The sequence below is a fragment of the Rheinheimera pacifica genome (genome assembly GCF_900108485.1).
In the GTDB taxonomy this organism is placed as follows: Bacteria; Pseudomonadota; Gammaproteobacteria; order Enterobacterales; family Alteromonadaceae; genus Alishewanella; species Alishewanella pacifica.
Genome location: NZ_FNXF01000022.1, coordinates 1 through 15,652 on the forward strand (window position 1 = coordinate 1; position 15,652 = coordinate 15,652).

The following is a 15,652-nucleotide window of genomic DNA, read 5'->3' on the forward strand; positions in this document are numbered from 1 at the left end:
TCAAAGCTACCGGCACGGTCACGTGGTGTATTCAATTCAAAGCTGCCGGCGGTGCTTTTCATGGTTTTGGCAGAGCTGCCGTTCTTGCGATTAGGGGCTTCATCTTGCTCAAGGTGCTGCTCTAACTCGGCCTGCATCGCTGCTTCGGTCAGTTGTTTAATTAACGGCGTTAAGATACCGTCTTTACCAGACAAACCTTTGCCATCACGTAATGCCTGAATGGCTGCTTGTATATCGAAAGTTGGGTTGGTCATGTGTCATCTCGTTTTCGCTTAGTTTAATGAAATGACACAGAATTTTGAACACTACCTGACCATATTTACCAACTGCAGGTGCAGCGTTAAGCCTGTTTAGACATTACTGGCGGATAAACGCCAGAATATCTTTGGTTAGCTTGTCTTTGTCGGTGACAAATAAACCGTGTGGCGCATTCTCGTATTCAATAAGGGTTGCCTGGCTGATGCCTGCTGCCGCCAGCCTGGCCGAGGCGTCAATCGGCACGGTTTTATCCTCCGTGCCATGAATAATCAGCGTGGGTACTTTGAAATGTTCCAAATCCGGGCGAAAGTCGGTGCTGGAAAATGCCTTCAGGCATTCCAGTGTTGCCCGGATACTGCCTTGCATGGCAACGGCAGCCATATGCCTGAGCACTTCATCACTGACGTTATTATCCGGTGTATCTACGCCAAAAAAGGTTTTAAAGAAGTCGGTAAAAAATGCCGCGCGGTCTTTATTAATCGCGCGGGCAGTTTTGTCGAAAGCTTCCTGCTCGGTGCCGCTGGGGTTATCTTCGGTTTTCAGCCTAAACGGCACCACAGATGAAATCAGCGCTGCTTTTACTACCGATTTAGCGTTGTGGCGCGACATATAACGGGCGACTTCACCTCCGCCCATGGAAAAGCCAATAATGATGGCATTTGGGGCATCTGCATAGGCAATAACAGCGGCCAGATCGTCACTTAAGGTGTCGTAATCATAACCATTCCACGGCTGTGACGATCGGCCAAAACCGCGCCTGTCGTAGCTAATGGCACGGTAACCAGCAGCGGCAATTGCCATGGCTTGCTCGTCCCAGGAGTCGGCAGATAGTGGCCAGCCATGTATCAATATAACCGGTTGGCCTTCGCCCCAGTCTTTGACATAAAGTTTGGTGTTATCTTTGCTGCTGATAAAGTGCATAGCGTTGCTCCTTATGGCGCTTAAAAACGTGGCACCGGCAACAATATTTAGCCGATGTGTTCTGCGCCATAGTAGCGGGTTGGCAGCTTACTGGCTGTGCGCCAGCGCACACAGCTAACAGTGTAAATTTTGACAGTAGGGGGTTAACTTATCGCAGGTTAAGCTTAAGACATGTAGGCGGCATGCACTAATACACGCCGCCGCGGTCGCATTAAAGCTCTAAATACTGTGGCCAGCCAAGTAGTGGGTTACTTAAGCCTTGCTTGCCTTCAAAAGCGTCGAGTTTTTCCGGCGAGGCATCGGTGTGTGCCATAGTTTTATAGTCTTTGGCAAATGTTAAGGTTCGCAGCAGTGCCGGAATAAAATGCTGGCCTAAGTCAGCTCGTATCGCGTCGGCATTTGCGGCGGGCAGCTCTGCCAAAGTGGCTTCGGTTTGTAGCTGGAAAAAGGTGTCGTTAAACCAGTGCGGTTGTAGCTCAATATTACGGATGCGCTTTTTTAAATCCTGGCGTACTTTATCGCCGCCGGTAAGCGCGCGGTAAAATACCACTTCGGCCAGCACTTCTTCTAAGCTGAAATGCTCAAACTCGTCAAAGTGGCTGCGGGCGTAAAACTGCTGCTGCAGCAACTGCATTGACTGAGTGCGGCGGTGATCTTTCAGTGCCTGCTGGTACTGTGTCCAGCCGTTCCATTCTTCAGCGTCAGGCGGCGTGGCAATGCTTTGCTGCAGTTGTTCTTCCACATCGCCGTACAGCGAGTTTTTACCGGTTTTTTTGCTGACGGTGCTTAGCATATTCCAGCCTTTTTGAAACGGCTTTACCACGCCCTCCGGCGCCAGCAGCAGAGTTAACGCCCGCTCCGGGTCATTGTCGCTAAGCTCCTGCAACCCTAAGCTTACCACGCCGATAATGTCGTGCGCTGCTTGCTCTAGCAGGTGCATTTTGTATTTATTGTAGAATTTATCGGCAAATTTTAAGCTCATCAGCACGGCTTTGCTTTTAATTTGCTGCAAATCATTACTGCTGAGCTTGTCGTCGGCTTGTGCTTTGCTAATAACCTGAGTTAAAAACGGACCAAAACTGCCATCGCGTAGCATTAACTGCATGACGTTATTCCTTAGTCGAGAAAGCTGAACATGTCGTCTACTTCGGCGTATTCGTCTGTAGCCTGGTTTTTCTCTTTTGCCTGCATTACCAGCTCGGTAGCAAATTTACTGATAATACCTTCCCAGCCGGAGTTTTCGTTGCGGATCAACGCTTTAATCGCTTGTTCTACCTGCGGTGCTAACTGGCGGATCAAGGCCAGTAAACTTCGCGGATCGTCAAAGCCCAGGCCGTGGGCGTCTTCGCTTATTTGCCGTTCGGTATAGCTGAGGGCTTCTTCTAAATCTTCTTCTTCTTCGTGCAGGGTGTCGGCATAAAAATCTTCATCGGCAATCTGTTCGCCGCGGTAAATTTCAATAAACGGAATAGATAAATAAAACAGCCCGGCAGGGTCTTCTGCTATGCATTCTAAAATGGCAGCTTGTTTGTCTTCGTTATCCTGAGTGCGGATTAAATAAGTTAAAAAATCAAAGGTGTGCTGTTTGAGTTCTTCAGCATTATTTTTGATTTTCTCTTCCCAGTACAACGGCTGCTGGCAGACGATATCGCGGATACGCTCGGGCGTCATCAGCTCAGAGATAATAGAAGGAAAGGAGAGATCATGCTCGCTGTTAATTTGGGTAAGCGTAACAATATCTATATTTTCAATCACTTCTACCAGCTGATCATCGCTCATAGTATTGGCAATCAGTTCAAATTTCTTGCTGGCTTGTTTGGGCTCTACTACGGCCAGCTGTTTAATTTCTGCTACGGCAATCTCAATTAAATTAGTCGTCATTAAGGTTTTTCTCCGTTAAAGCGAATGTCGTCGTACTGATCGTCGTAACCTTCTTCGTCGCTGTCGTCATCATTACCGTAATCGTCGCTGTCGTAGTCGCTGTGGTAGCTGTCGGTCTCTTCATCGTCATCAGTGTCGTAGCTGGGGTCTTCGTTATAGGTTTCGCTACCGTTACGGCGCTTGGCGGTAATTTTGCCACCTTCCAGTAAAAACAACACTGCACAGGCTTCGATTAACTGCGCTTCAGAGTAAGCACGAATAGCCTTTACCAGCTCAACATCGGCGTTATTAAAGGCTACTGAGGTTTTAAACTCGTCCCAGCTCGGTGCTGTACTGCTATTTAACCACTGCTGCCACTGCGTTTTGGCCGCCGGCGGAAACTTGACGCGGCCGTATAATGCCATTGGCAAATACTCGGGTACGGATTCGAGCATTTGTGGATCAGCCAGTAAAATGGCTTTCATCTTGGCGGTAAATTGCTCCAGCGCTTTGGGCGTGTCTGGATCCATATAGGATTCAATATTTTCCAGCGCATCAGTTTGCAGGGCGCGAATGCGCGCCATATTCAGTTTGTTTGCCATAACCTGTTCACGACCATGATGTTTTATGAATAGTACTGATCCCACAGCTCCTGCATGGCAGAGGCGGGGTCGGTAACAATAACATTGTTAAAATCTTTGATAAAAGCAGCTTTTTGTTTTGGATCAGATAACACCTCATAAGCGGCCTTTACCCGTTGTAACTGTGTTGCTGCCTGATCTTTTTCATCGTCAGTCAGGCCATGCAGTTTGTCCGGGTGATACTTATTGGCGAAGCGCTTATAGGCTTTTTTAATATCGTCATCGCTGGCATTGGTTTTTACGCCAAGTACGCGAAAGTGGTTAATCATAAGAGTTCCTGCACAAGCAAAGCGGTATCAGTATAGGTTGCCTGTTAACGGTGATAAGGCGGGTTAACAAACAGCCGGTAATGATAGCAGAACAGCGCTGCTTCACCTAGTGCTGCAGCGCGGCGATTTTGTAGCTGTGTGAACAGCCAGGCTACTGTGGCCTGGCTGCATAAAAGGCTTAACACTCAATAATATTGACGGCCAAACCACCGCGAGAGGTTTCTTTGTATTTGGTTTGCATATCTTTACCGGTATCCCACATGGTCTTAATAACCTTGTCCAGCGAGACTTTCTGATCGCCGCTACCACGCAGCGCGAGGCGCGAGGCATTGATAGCTTTAATCGAGCCCATGGCATTGCGCTCTATGCATGGCACCTGTACCAAACCGCCAACCGGATCGCAGGTTAGTCCCAGGTTGTGTTCCATACCGATTTCCGCGGCGTTTTCGACATGCGAGGGTGTGCCGCCCTGAATTTCTGTTAGTGCGGCAGCCGCCATAGAGCAGGCTACGCCCACTTCGCCCTGGCAGCCAACCTCGGCCCCGGAGATAGAGGCGTTTTTCTTATACAAAATACCGATAGCAGCCGCGGTTAACAGATATTGCACGGCGATATCCGGGGTAACCGGTTGAATAAATTTGTCGTAGTACATTAATACCGCGGGGATAATCCCTGCGGCGCCGTTAGTGGGGGCGGTAACTACACGGCCACCGGCAGCATTTTCTTCGTTTACCGCCAGCGCAAACAGGTTTACCCAGTCCATCACCTGCAGCGGATCGTTACTTTTTTCCGCCATCAGTTTTTTATACAGCGCCGGAGCGCGGCGTTTTACTTTTAACCCGCCAGGCAGTATGCCTTCGGTTTTAATGCCGCGCTCAATACAGGCACGCATGGTTAACCAGATATTGTTCAGCTCGTCAGTGATCTGCGCCGGACTGCGCAGTACTTTTTCGTTCTCCAGCATTAAGCCGGCGATCGACAGGCCATGTTCTTTACACAGTGCCAGCAGCTCAGCGCCTGACTCAAACGGAAACGGCGGCGGGTTATCGGTGGCAAACTGGCTGGCGGCTTCTTTTTCTTTGGCAAAATCTTCGGCTTTCACTATAAAACCGCCGCCGATAGAGAAGTACACATCGCTTAGCACAATGTTCTTATCTTTATCATAAGCAATCAGCTCCATGCCGTTGGAGTGCTCTTTTAAGGTTTTACGCCGGTGAAACACTATGGCGCCTTCACGCGGAAAGCTGACTGGCTTTACCTTGGCCAGGCGAATTTGCTGCTCGTCGTTAACTTGCTTTAACAAGCCGGGTACAGCGTCCGGGTCAACTGTTTCCGGCAGGTAGCCGGCCAGGCCTAAAATAACCGCTTTACCGGTGCCGTGGCCAATGCCGGTTTGGCCCAGTGAGCCAAAAAGCTCTACTTTTACGCTGGTAACGCTGTCGAGCAGGTTTTTGTCAGTCAAATCGTCGGTAAATTTCTTCGCTGCCCGCATTGGGCCAACTGTATGCGAGCTGGACGGGCCTATGCCGATGCTGAACATATCAAAAGCGCTGATAATCATAATTAATTCTGTTTGGTCGTTATCAAAGTTGCACCATTGTAGCCCAAGCCGCGCTATTCTGTAAGTCGGTTGGTAACTGGTCGGTGCTTATTACAGATGAGAAAAACTAATGAGAGTTGCTTATGCAATTTGTAAACACAATCTATGCAAAATTGCCGCAGTGGCGCCCCAGATAAATTTATCCTGATACGGCATGGCATGCAGCTGTTGCACTTTACCGCGTAGCCTTAGGCTGAATTGGTGACGATTCTCCTGCTGCAAAAAATGCGTTAACGGCACTTCAAAAATGCCGGCCACTTCATCGGCCTGTAATAGCCAGCTACGCTGTGGCTGCAGCAAGCCAATCCAGGGCGCTATGGTAAAACCGGTGCTGGTGCTTTGCAGTGGCAGCCGGCCAAGTAGCTCCACTGCATTTGGGGCTAAACCGATTTCTTCGTGGGCTTCACGCAGGGCTGCTGTGCAACTGCTTTCACCGGCTTCAATCCGACCGCCCGGAAAACTGATTTGGCCGGGATGATGGCGCAAGTGCAAGGCGCGCTGGGTAAAGAGTACATGCAGCTTATCACCGTAATCGATAATGGGGATCAGCACCGCCGCCTGATGCTGATCGCTGTGCAGTATCGCCCCGGCTTTGGCAGCAGTTTGCAGTAAAAAACGCTGGCGAAATTCTGCAGCAAGCACCTTTATTGCTCCTTAGCGGCCAGCACCGGCAGGATTTTGTTCACTTTATCTAAGGTTTCCTGATATTCGCTGTTAACTTCCGAGTCGGCTACTATGCCGCCACCGGCCTGGCAGTGAATTTGCCCTTCGCTGCAAATTAACGTGCGGATAGCGATATTAGTATCCATATCGCCGCTGCTGTTAATGTAACCAATGGCGCCGCAGTACACTGAACGCCGCTGTGGCTCCAGCTGCTCAATAATTTGCATTGCCCGCACCTTAGGTGCACCGGTGATAGAGCCGCCCGGGAAGGCGCCGCGCAGTAAATCACAGGCGCTATATTCTGGCGCCAGAGTGCCGGTTACCGTGCTGACTAAATGATGCACCGCCGGAAAGCTTTCAATAGCAAACAGTTGCGGCACCGCGACTGAGCCTGGCACACACACTTTACCTAAATCGTTACGCAGTAAATCCACAATCATCACATTTTCGGCGCGATCTTTGGCAGAATGGCGCAGGTTATCGGCTTCTACTTCGTCTGTCAGCGGGCAAATACCACGCGGCCGGGTGCCTTTTATCGGTTTGGTTTCTACCTTATTACTGTGTAGCTGTAAAAAACGCTCTGGCGAGATACTCAGTACAGCACCTTGCGGCAAACGGATAAAGGCAGAAAAGGGCGCCGCGTTTTTATCGCGCAGTTGTAAATAGGCCTGCCATTCATCGCCGCTATAACCTGCGCTAAAGCGCTGTGTCAGATTAATCTGGTAACAATCACCACTTAGCAGATATTGCTGTACCTGGTTAAAGCGGGCCACGTAACCGGCTTTATCCATATTAGCTTGCCAGCTACTGCTTAAACTAAAGGGCGCTGCCGGTGCTGATTTTTGCTGCAGCCTGGTGTGTAATTTTTGCCAGCCCGCTTGCGCGTCGCCCTGATAATCGACATACCATAACTGCTGAAGTTGTTTATCCAGCACCAGTGCCCAGCGATAAAAACCTACTGCCATATCCGGCAGGCTGATGTCAGCTTCTGCTGTTGCGGGCAGCTTTTCAATATAGCGGCCTAAATCGTAGCCAAAGTAGCCCAGAGCGCCGCCAATAAAGGGCAGGGCGCTGTTAACCGGTTGTGGGAAATAACGTTTTAGTGCGCAGTTAAGCACGAGAAAGGGGTCTTCGTGATAACTATGTGCGCCGCGTTCATCGGTTAAAATACTGGCGCCGTTTTGCGCTTCTAAGGTCGCAAGCGGCTCTGCCACTAAAATGTCATACCGGCTGTTAACATGCTCTGGCGCAGCCGAATCTAGCAGCATAGCCCAGGGCTGCTGCGCAAAGTGGCAGAAGAAACTAAGCAAGTTGTCCGGCGTATCACCGTAAATTTGAGGCGGAATAAGGTACTGCTGCATGAATGGGGCTAGCCGCTGTTTCTGATGCGCGTTATCATACCAGCACCGACACTAATAGTTAAACATGGCGCTGCCAGAGGCGCCAGAGGACAGGTAAAACAACATGACGGTTATTCGCCAGCAAGACTTTATCGACAGCATCGAAGATGCGCTGCAGTACATCTCTTATTATCATCCGCTGGATTTTATCAAAGCGCTGGAAGTGGCCTACCACAAAGAGCAAAACCAGGCGGCAAAAGATGCCATAGCACAAATTTTAATTAACTCCCGTATGTCGGCAGAAGGCCACCGGCCAATTTGTCAGGACACCGGCATTGTGACCTGCTTTGTTAAAATTGGTATGGATGTCAAATGGGATAAAACCGATATGACAGTGCAGCAGATGGTGGACGAAGGTACCCGCCGTGCTTACTTAAACCCGGATAATCCGCTGCGCGCTTCCATAGTGGCAGATCCTGCCGGTGGCCGTAAAAATACCAAAGATAATACGCCCTCTGTAGTGCATATCGATTTAGTGGCTGGCCACCATGTTGAAGTGATGATTGCTGCCAAAGGCGGTGGCTCGGAAAATAAAACCAAGATGGCGATGTTAAACCCGTCTGATTCCATTGTCGATTGGGTGCTGGAAACGCTGCCGAAAATGGGCGCCGGCTGGTGTCCGCCTGGCATGCTGGGCATAGGTATAGGCGGTACAGCCGAAAAAGCGGCCGTACTGGCCAAAGAAGCCTTAATGGAGCCGGTAGATATTCAGGACTTAATTGCTAAAGGTGCAGAAACCGCCGATGAAAAGCTGCGCTTAGAGCTGTACGAAAAAGTAAACAAACTGGGTATTGGTGCTCAGGGCCTTGGTGGTTTAACCACGGTAGTAGATGTGAAAATTAACAGTGTGCCAACCCATGCTGCCAGCTTGCCGGTAGTGATGATCCCTAACTGCGCCGCTACGCGCCATCTGCATTTTCATTTAGATGGCACAGGCCCTGCTGATATTCAGCCGCCAAAACTGGAAGACTGGCCACAGGTCACCTGGGAGCTGGGTGCCAATGTGCGCCGGGTAAACCTGGATACGGTAACGCCGCAAGATGTATTAGAGTGGAAAGCCGGCGAAACGGTGCTACTAAGCGGCAAAATGCTGACCGGCCGTGATGCTGCACATAAACGCATTGCCGATATGCTAAATCGTGGCGAAGCACTGCCCGATGGCGTCGACTTTAAAAACCGCTTTATTTACTACGTTGGCCCGGTAGATGCGGTGGGTGATGAAGTAGTAGGCCCGGCCGGCCCGACTACTGCCACGCGGATGGACAAATTTACCGATATGATGCTGTCGCAAACCGGTTTGCTTGGCATGATTGGTAAGTCAGAGCGCGGTGATAAAACCGTGGCCAGCATTAAGCAGCACAAAGCGGTGTATTTAATGGCGGTAGGCGGCGCGGCTTATCTGGTGTCTAAAGCGATTAAAAAATCCCGCGTGGTGGCCTTTGCCGATTTAGGCATGGAAGCCATTTACGAGTTTGATGTGCAGGATATGCCGGTAACGGTAGCGGTAGACTCCAATGGCAACAACGTGCATCAGCAAGGCCCGGCCATCTGGAAAGTGAATATTGAAAATATGGATACAGCGCTTAAGGCCTGATCCGATAAAAGGCCGCAGCAATAACTGTGGCCTTTTTTTTGCCGCTAACATGGTGATAATAACAAGGCTGTCGATAACTACATTTGCGATAACTGGATTTGCAATAACAAAAATAATCAGGGGACCCATAATGAAACAAACTTTAGTTGCGCTGTCAGTATTATTAAGCGGGGCCGTGATGGCCAAAGCGCCACTGACGGTAGAACATTTAAATCAGTTTAATAAGCTGCATGATGTGGTGTTGTCGCCCGATGGCCGCTTTTTAGTTTACGGCCAAACCAACGGCGGTTTTAGCCCGGCAGATACGTCCAGCGACTTATATCTGATGGATTTATCCAACCTGAACAAAGTCACCCGCATAACCCAGAGTGCCGGCCGTGAAAGCCAGCTGCAGTGGGCCAATGATGGCCAAAGTATTTATTTTATTGCCAACCGCAGTGGCACCAATCAGGTATGGCAGTTGCCGTTATATGGTGGTGAGGCGTTGCAAATTACCGATTTGCCGCTGCCGGTAGAGGGGTTTAAAGTCTCTGCAAATAACAAGCAACTGGCGCTGGCATTGTCGGTAAAGCCAGGTTGCCAGAACCTGCAATGTACGCTGGATGCTAAAGCGGCTGATGCGGCGAAAAAAGATACGGCTATGGCGTACGATCAGTTAATGGTGCGCCACTGGGACAGCTGGTTAACACCTTATCGCAGCCATTTACATATTGCAGAGCTTGGCAAGGGCACAGTAAAGAATGCTGTTAACCTGATGAGTGAGTGGAATACCGATATTGCAGGTATTAACGAAGTGGCTTTTACGCCGGATAACGAAAGCCTGGTATTCAGTGCCAAAATCCCGGCTGAAGATCAGGCCTGGCATACCAATTACGACATTTTTAAAGTGCCGGTAAGTGGCGGTGAAAAGCAAAATATGACAGAGGCAAACCCGGCCTGGGATGCGCAGCCATCGTTCTCTGCTGACGGCCGTTTTATGGCCTACAAAGCCATGAGTAAACCACAGGCTGAAGCGGATAAATTCAGTTTGATACTGCTGGATATGGTAACAGGGCAGCGCAACGAACTGGCGCCGGAGTTTGACCGCTCAATCAGTGATTACAAATTTGGTCCGGATAACCGCACTATTTATGTCACCACTCAGGATGTAGGCCAGTACAGCATTTATGCTATTAACACCAGTTTTGGTGATGTGCGCAAAGTGCATGGCGATGGTACTGCCGGAGCATTGAACGTAGCCAGTGACAAAATTGTGTTTACTAACCACAAACTGGATATGCCACCTGAGGTATTTCAGTTAAGCACAGATGGTGGCAGCTTAACACAGCTGACCGATATCAATGCCAATTGGCGCAAAGCAGTACAATTTGGCGACTATGAGCAATTTAGCTTTAAAGGTGCTAACGACGCTACGGTATACGGCTATCTGGTAAAACCCTGGGATTTTGATGCAAAGAAAAAATACCCGATGGCGTTTTTAGTACACGGCGGGCCGCAGGGCAGTTTTGGCAATATGTTTAACGAGCGCTGGAACGCGCAAATGTATGCAGCCAAAGGCTATGCGGTAGTAATGGTCGATTTTCATGGCTCTACCGGTTATGGCCAGGCTTTTACCGACTCAATCAGCCGTGACTGGGGAGGTAAGCCGCTGGAAGATCTGAAAAAAGGTTTTGACTATATAGTACAGGCGCAGCCGTGGATAGATGCTAACCGCGCTTGTGCACTTGGCGCATCTTACGGTGGCTATATGATGAACTGGATTGCCGGCAACTGGCCAACCGGTTTTAAATGCCTGGTAAACCATGCAGGTTTATATGATATGCCAAGCTTTTACGGCAGCACTGAAGAGTTGTGGTTCCCGGAGTTTGATTTAGGCGGGCCGGTTTGGCAGGCTGAGTCGGATTATCAGAAATTTAACCCGGCTGCTCTGGCCGATAAGTGGCAAACGCCCATGCTGGTTATTCACGGCTTAAAAGATTACCGCGTACCTTATGCTCAGGGCTTGGGCGCCTTTACTAATTTGCAACGCAAGGGGATAGATTCCCGGTTGGTGATCTTTCCGGATGAAAATCACTGGATCTTAAATAAAGATAACCGTGTGCGCTGGTATAACGAAGTATTTCAGTGGCTGGATAAATATACAAAAGGCTGATTCATTCAGCTGTTGTGACAGTAGTATTTACCGGCGGTATGCAAATATTACCCGCGCTGTATAGTCATGTCGAGCAGGTTAGCCGTGGTAAGACATAGTAATATATTGCTTATTATCAGCAATATAAGTGCTTATTTACCACGGCGAAAATGTGTTGGTACAACAGTTGCGTAGTTAATACCAGCTGCGCTTTTGCAGCACAGTTTTATTTAATAACTGAAGGAGATTTGACATGAAAAGACATATCAATTCTGCACTGGTATTAGCCTTATCACTGGTGTCTGCTTCGGCATTGGCTGCCAACAGCAAGTTTAATGAAATTGATCAGGACAATAATGGTTCAATTTCTAAAACAGAGTTTGAACGGCATATCGGTGATCGTTTTTTCGGTAAGATGGACCGCAACAGCGACGGTATGATTGATGAAAGCGAGTTCAGTGGTACCCGTTTTGGTGGCAAATTAGCGGATTTTGATCGTGATGGCGACAGCCGCTTAACTCAGGCCGAGTTGTACAACGGTTTGTTTGAGAAATTTGATACTAACCGTGATATGGTGCTGGACAAAGATGAATGGAAAAAAGTCCAGAGTGCTGGCATCGTTGCGAAATAACATCATAACACGCCTGAGAGGGCTTGCTTCTCAGGCGTTTTTCGCTATTTTACTTCCCTTCCACGTTAAGCCTTGCTTATTATGCTGTTGTACAAAGCCCCTGTAATAAATCTACTGACAGCAGATAGCAAGGACAGTTATGAATTTTCAACAATGCCGTGATCATTGCCTGATGCAACTGCAAAGCATTGAAGACTTTCCGTTTGGCCCCGATACTTATGTTTATAAAGTGGCGGGTAAAATTTTCGCGATTTTAGGGGAAGAGCAAGGTGTAGCCCGGGTAAATTTAAAATGTGACCCCGCCGAAGCACTAATGTTGCGCGATATTTTTCCTGCCGTTACGCCTGGTTACCATATGAACAAACAGCACTGGAATACTGTGTTGCTTGATGGCAGCGTGCCGGATAACGAAATAAAACGACAGATTGAAAACTCATATCAGTTGATTGTAAAAAGCCTGCCGAAAGTCAAAAGGCCGGTGTTAAGCTCAACCTGAATTTAGTGAGGCAATTCCTGAACTTTAGTTATAGCGCTGAGCCTTACGGCAGAGTCTGAATGTGTTGCCCGGAGTGCTGAATGCCAGTTTTTTTTGTGTTACCCCATCACTTAAAATTAACCTTACTATTGGTGCTGTGGTTATTGCCGCAGCACAGTATTGCAGAAGTGTTTAGCGATAAACTGGTCGAGGCTGCACTAAAACGCACCGAGCAACAGGTGCGGTACGACGGCCGTTATATGCGTATTGCTTACCCTAATGGTGACGTACCGGCTGATATCGGTGTTTGTACAGATGTAGTGATCCGCAGTTACCGCGCCTTGGGTATAGATTTACAGCAATTGGTGCACGAGGATATGCGCGATAATTTTGCATTATATCCATCGAAACGGATTTGGGGTTTAACCAGGCCAGACAGTAATATTGATCATCGCCGCGTGCCTAATTTGCAAACATTTTTTAGTCGCCATGGCAAAAGCTTAGCGGTTAGTCAGCAGGGCAATAATTATCAGCCGGGAGATTTGGTTACCTGGATGTTGCCGGGTAATTTGCCGCACATAGGCATAGTGGTTAATAAAACCTCTGCCGACGGCCAGCGGCCGTTAATTGTGCATAATATTGGTGCCGGGCCGGTACTGGCAGATATGCTGTTTGATTACAACATTACCGGCCATTACCGCTTTACGCCTGGTACAGGTTCTCAGTAGCCGGTTAAGCCATTTCAGCGGCGATTTGCTGCAGGCTGGCAGCCAGTTGGGCGGGTTCCTGCGCACCGGAAATCAAGTAGCGGTTATTGATAATAAACGCCGGTACCGATGAAATGCCGGCTTGCTGATAATTCGCTATATCTTCAGTTACGCTATCGGCGTAGTCATCTCCAGACAAAATGCGCTCCGCCTGTGCTTTGTCCAGCCCGGCCTGTTCGGCGCAGTTAGCCAATACCGTTGCGTCAGATACATCTTTAGCTTCACCAAAATAGGCATCAAACAGTGCCAGTTTCATCGCGGTTGCTTTATTCTCTGTAGCCGCCCATTTCACCAGCCGGTGGCCATCGAAAGTATTACAGGTATAACGCTGCTGCATTTTGCTGAAGTTAAGTCCTAAATCTGCAGCTATTTTCATCATATTGGCCTGGCTAGCGCGCATTTCATCTTCGCTGCGGCCATATTTGCGGCTAAGCGCCGGCAAAATAGGTTCTTGCGGCGCATTTTTATCCGGGTTTAGTTCAAACGCATGCCACTCGAGCTCAATCTGCAGCTGTGGCAGAGTTGCCACGGCTTGCTGCAACCGGGCGTAGCCGATAGCACACCAGGGGCAGGCGATATCTGATACCAAATCAATTTTCAGTGTGGTCATTCGGTTCCAACCTCGGGCGTTAAAGTCAGTAAATAGTTCACCAGCGCATTAAACTGCTGCTGTGATGACACCGCGCTGATATTTACCATGTATTTGTCGTTAATAATAAAACTGGGCACTGAGCGCACTGCGGCTTGCTCAATGGCCTGATCAAAATCGGCCACCATAGCAGTAACCGGCATACTATCGAAGTTAGCGTCAAACTGTCTGGCGGTTACTCCGGCTTTGCTGAACAGGGCTTGAAGCGCTGCTCTGTCTGCGGGTGGTTGGCGTTGCTGGTGAATTTGTGTAAACAGCAATGGGGTAAACTGCTCTTCAACATTAAGCGTTACCGCCATGGCATGGGCGCGTTGTACAGTGGGTGCCATTTTACCGCCATGAAAAGATACCGGTATTTTTTGTACACTGATACCAGCAGGTAAAGCCTGTTTTAGCTCTGCAACTATGGGTTCAAAGTTATAACAAAACGGGCAGTAGTAAGAAAAAAACTCTACTACCTTGGTATTGGCACTCTGTGTTGTATTAAGCACCTGATAGTGCTCACCTTCGTTAAATTTGTCGCTGGCATTTACAAAACTGGCGCCCAGTAGCAGGGTAAAAGCAAAAAGGAGTTGTTTCATTACGTATCCAAAACAGTAAATAATACTAAAACGCTACCACAGCACAGGCTGACAGCCAAGCTGGACTGCTACAAATGCGCAGTTAATTAAGCTTAGTAGCAAGATAATCTACCAACACCCGTACCTTGGCAGATAAATGCCGGTTTTGCGGATATATCGCCCAGATACCATCATCTGGCTGGCGTAGCGGGTTTAGCACAGCCACCAGCTCACCGCTTTGTAATTTACTGCCGACATAATAATCCGGTAACTGCACCAGCCCAAGGCCTTTAAGTGCGGCGTCCATTAATGCTACGCCACTGTTACAAACAATACGGCCCTGCGGTTTAAACTGCACTAATTTTCCCTGTTGCATAAAACGCCACTGCGCCACTGTGCCGGTTAAACACTGGTGCTGCGTAAGATCAGCCAGGTTTTGTGGCGTACCGTTCTGAGCTAAATAGACCGGGGAAGCCACGACATACTGTGTACGGCTTGCCAGTTTACGGGCGATAAGGCTGGAGCTTTCCAATGTGCCTAACCTGATAGCTAAATCAAAGCCACCCTGAACTAAATCCAGCTTGTTGTTGGTTAGTTGTAAATCCAGTTCAGTGTCGGGGTATTGCTGCATAAAGTCATGCAGTAGCGGCGCTATACGGGTTTCGCCATAAAATACCGGCGCGGTCAGTTTAATCTGGCCGCGCGGGGTGGCTTTTAAGTTAGCTAAAGTGCGGTTGGCTTCCTCTAAACTGGCTACCAAATGCCGGCAGTGCTGCAAATACAATAAGCCTTCTTCGGTTAAGCTAACGCTACGCGTACTGCGATACAGCAGTTTTATCGCCAGTGTGGCTTCCAGTTCGGCAATATTGCGGCTTACCTGGGCTACTGAAATACCCAGTTGCTTTGCGGCTTTGGTAAAGCTTTGCAGCTCTGCTACCGCTACAAATTCGCTGATGCCAATCCAATGTTTCACTATAGAACCTTATTTTTCTGACCAGATTGTTTGCCGGATACGAAGGCAGCGGTTAGAACCCCGTTCAGGTTGCCACAGAGTGTCTGAGCGAACGCGCCAGCGTGAGTGAGTTGCTGTGGCAAGCCTGGGCGGGTGTTGTAACGCAAGCTGCCGACTCCGCTTTTCCATTTATGAAAAACTGATTTGCATTTTAGTGCTATTCATACTGATATGGCAAAAATAAAAATCAGGTTACACTTGTAGCCAATGCTAGTATTGCC

At 48.8% G+C, this 15,652-nt stretch carries 17 protein-coding genes; 5 read left to right on the forward strand and 12 right to left on the reverse strand.

Going from position 1 to position 15,652, the window contains the following annotated elements; translation table 11 throughout:
• From BLW68_RS19085 to pabB, 9 genes are all read right to left on the reverse strand, one after another.
• The coding region (locus BLW68_RS19085; RefSeq protein WP_177172295.1) for a transposase at positions 1-254 on the reverse strand (254 nt) is incomplete at its 3' end.
• Positions 255-357: 103 nt separating this feature from the next.
• Entirely contained in the window at positions 358-1,179 is an 822-nt protein-coding gene (locus BLW68_RS19090; protein WP_092796693.1) for an alpha/beta fold hydrolase, read from the reverse strand.
• A 211-nt stretch (positions 1,180-1,390) separates the two neighbouring features.
• A complete protein-coding gene (gene atcC / locus BLW68_RS19095; protein WP_092796695.1) occupies positions 1,391-2,284 on the reverse strand; it encodes a cold adaptation protein AtcC in 894 nt (297 codons plus the stop codon).
• Positions 2,285-2,295: 11 nt separating this feature from the next.
• Positions 2,296-3,060, reverse strand: a complete 765-nt coding sequence (gene atcB, locus BLW68_RS19100) for a cold adaptation protein AtcB (protein WP_092796697.1) — start codon at positions 3,058-3,060, stop codon at positions 2,296-2,298.
• The gene (gene atcA / locus BLW68_RS19105; protein WP_092796699.1) at positions 3,060-3,641 is read right to left on the reverse strand and encodes a cold adaptation protein AtcA; all 582 of its coding nucleotides are present in this window, start codon (positions 3,639-3,641) and stop codon (positions 3,060-3,062) included. The genes atcB and atcA overlap by 1 nt, the downstream gene beginning before the upstream one ends.
• Positions 3,642-3,664: 23 nt before the next feature.
• The gene (gene atcJ / locus BLW68_RS19110; protein ID WP_092796701.1) at positions 3,665-3,949 is read right to left on the reverse strand and encodes a cold adaptation protein ActJcold adaptation protein ActJ; all 285 of its coding nucleotides are present in this window, start codon (positions 3,947-3,949) and stop codon (positions 3,665-3,667) included.
• Between the two features lie 178 nt (positions 3,950-4,127).
• Entirely contained in the window at positions 4,128-5,510 is a 1,383-nt protein-coding gene (locus tag BLW68_RS19115; RefSeq protein ID WP_092796703.1) for an L-serine ammonia-lyase, read from the reverse strand.
• 120 nt (positions 5,511-5,630) lie between these two features.
• Positions 5,631-6,191 carry a CoA pyrophosphatase gene (locus BLW68_RS19120; RefSeq protein WP_092796705.1) on the reverse strand — a complete coding sequence of 187 codons (561 nt, stop codon included), beginning with the start codon at positions 6,189-6,191 and terminating at the stop codon, positions 5,631-5,633.
• 2 nt (positions 6,192-6,193) lie between these two features.
• Positions 6,194-7,573: an aminodeoxychorismate synthase component I gene (gene pabB / locus BLW68_RS19125; protein ID WP_092796707.1), complete on the reverse strand. Its 1,380-nt coding sequence runs from the start codon at positions 7,571-7,573 to the stop codon at positions 6,194-6,196.
• A 103-nt stretch (positions 7,574-7,676) separates the two neighbouring features.
• Between pabB and BLW68_RS19130 the strand changes: the two genes are divergently transcribed.
• The 5 genes from BLW68_RS19130 (at position 7,677) to BLW68_RS19150 (ending at position 13,171) form a co-directional block, all read left to right on the forward strand.
• Positions 7,677-9,206 carry a fumarate hydratase gene (locus BLW68_RS19130; protein WP_092796709.1) on the forward strand — a complete coding sequence of 510 codons (1,530 nt, stop codon included), beginning with the start codon at positions 7,677-7,679 and terminating at the stop codon, positions 9,204-9,206.
• A gap of 130 nt (positions 9,207-9,336) precedes the next feature.
• A complete protein-coding gene (locus BLW68_RS19135) occupies positions 9,337-11,358 on the forward strand; it encodes a S9 family peptidase (protein WP_092796711.1) in 2,022 nt (673 codons plus the stop codon).
• Between the two features lie 232 nt (positions 11,359-11,590).
• Complete coding sequence (locus BLW68_RS19140) at positions 11,591-11,968, forward strand: EF-hand domain-containing protein (protein WP_092796713.1); 378 nt, start codon at positions 11,591-11,593, stop codon at positions 11,966-11,968.
• Positions 11,969-12,107: 139 nt separating this feature from the next.
• Entirely contained in the window at positions 12,108-12,464 is a 357-nt protein-coding gene (locus BLW68_RS19145; protein WP_092796715.1) for an MmcQ/YjbR family DNA-binding protein, read from the forward strand.
• Between the two features lie 80 nt (positions 12,465-12,544).
• Positions 12,545-13,171: a DUF1287 domain-containing protein gene (locus tag BLW68_RS19150; RefSeq protein ID WP_092796717.1), complete on the forward strand. Its 627-nt coding sequence runs from the start codon at positions 12,545-12,547 to the stop codon at positions 13,169-13,171.
• Positions 13,172-13,175: 4 nt separating this feature from the next.
• Here the strand turns inward: BLW68_RS19150 and BLW68_RS19155 are convergent, their stop codons facing one another.
• The 3 genes from BLW68_RS19155 to BLW68_RS19165 all read right to left on the reverse strand — a co-directional run bounded on the left by BLW68_RS19155 (position 13,176) and on the right by BLW68_RS19165 (position 15,392).
• Entirely contained in the window at positions 13,176-13,820 is a 645-nt protein-coding gene (locus tag BLW68_RS19155) for a DsbA family oxidoreductase (RefSeq protein ID WP_092796719.1), read from the reverse strand.
• Positions 13,817-14,440: a thiol:disulfide interchange protein DsbA/DsbL gene (locus BLW68_RS19160; RefSeq protein ID WP_092796721.1), complete on the reverse strand. Its 624-nt coding sequence runs from the start codon at positions 14,438-14,440 to the stop codon at positions 13,817-13,819. Before BLW68_RS19160 ends, BLW68_RS19155 begins: the two co-directional genes overlap by 4 nt.
• Before the next feature lie 82 nt (positions 14,441-14,522).
• The gene (locus BLW68_RS19165; RefSeq protein ID WP_092796723.1) at positions 14,523-15,392 is read right to left on the reverse strand and encodes a LysR family transcriptional regulator; all 870 of its coding nucleotides are present in this window, start codon (positions 15,390-15,392) and stop codon (positions 14,523-14,525) included.
• Positions 15,393-15,652 lie beyond the last annotated feature (260 nt).

Bases quoted from the DNA above. Each gene is read 5' to 3' on its own strand.
- BLW68_RS19150 (WP_092796717.1), top strand. From the start codon at position 12,545: ATGCCAGTTTTTTTTGTGTTACCCCATCACTTAAAATTAACCTTACTA.
- atcC (WP_092796695.1), bottom strand. From the start codon at position 2,284: ATGCAGTTAATGCTACGCGATGGCAGTTTTGGTCCGTTTTTAACTCAG.
- atcA (WP_092796699.1), bottom strand. From the start codon at position 3,641: ATGGCAAACAAACTGAATATGGCGCGCATTCGCGCCCTGCAAACTGAT.
- BLW68_RS19145 (WP_092796715.1), top strand. From the start codon at position 12,108: ATGAATTTTCAACAATGCCGTGATCATTGCCTGATGCAACTGCAAAGC.
- BLW68_RS19115 (WP_092796703.1), bottom strand. From the start codon at position 5,510: ATGATTATCAGCGCTTTTGATATGTTCAGCATCGGCATAGGCCCGTCC.
- BLW68_RS19160 (WP_092796721.1), bottom strand. From the start codon at position 14,440: ATGAAACAACTCCTTTTTGCTTTTACCCTGCTACTGGGCGCCAGTTTT.
- BLW68_RS19135 (WP_092796711.1), top strand. From the start codon at position 9,337: ATGAAACAAACTTTAGTTGCGCTGTCAGTATTATTAAGCGGGGCCGTG.
- atcJ (WP_092796701.1), bottom strand. From the start codon at position 3,949: ATGATTAACCACTTTCGCGTACTTGGCGTAAAAACCAATGCCAGCGAT.
- BLW68_RS19155 (WP_092796719.1), bottom strand. From the start codon at position 13,820: ATGACCACACTGAAAATTGATTTGGTATCAGATATCGCCTGCCCCTGG.
- atcB (WP_092796697.1), bottom strand. From the start codon at position 3,060: ATGACGACTAATTTAATTGAGATTGCCGTAGCAGAAATTAAACAGCTG.
- pabB (WP_092796707.1), bottom strand. From the start codon at position 7,573: ATGCAGCAGTACCTTATTCCGCCTCAAATTTACGGTGATACGCCGGAC.
- BLW68_RS19140 (WP_092796713.1), top strand. From the start codon at position 11,591: ATGAAAAGACATATCAATTCTGCACTGGTATTAGCCTTATCACTGGTG.
- BLW68_RS19130 (WP_092796709.1), top strand. From the start codon at position 7,677: ATGACGGTTATTCGCCAGCAAGACTTTATCGACAGCATCGAAGATGCG.
- BLW68_RS19090 (WP_092796693.1), bottom strand. From the start codon at position 1,179: ATGCACTTTATCAGCAGCAAAGATAACACCAAACTTTATGTCAAAGAC.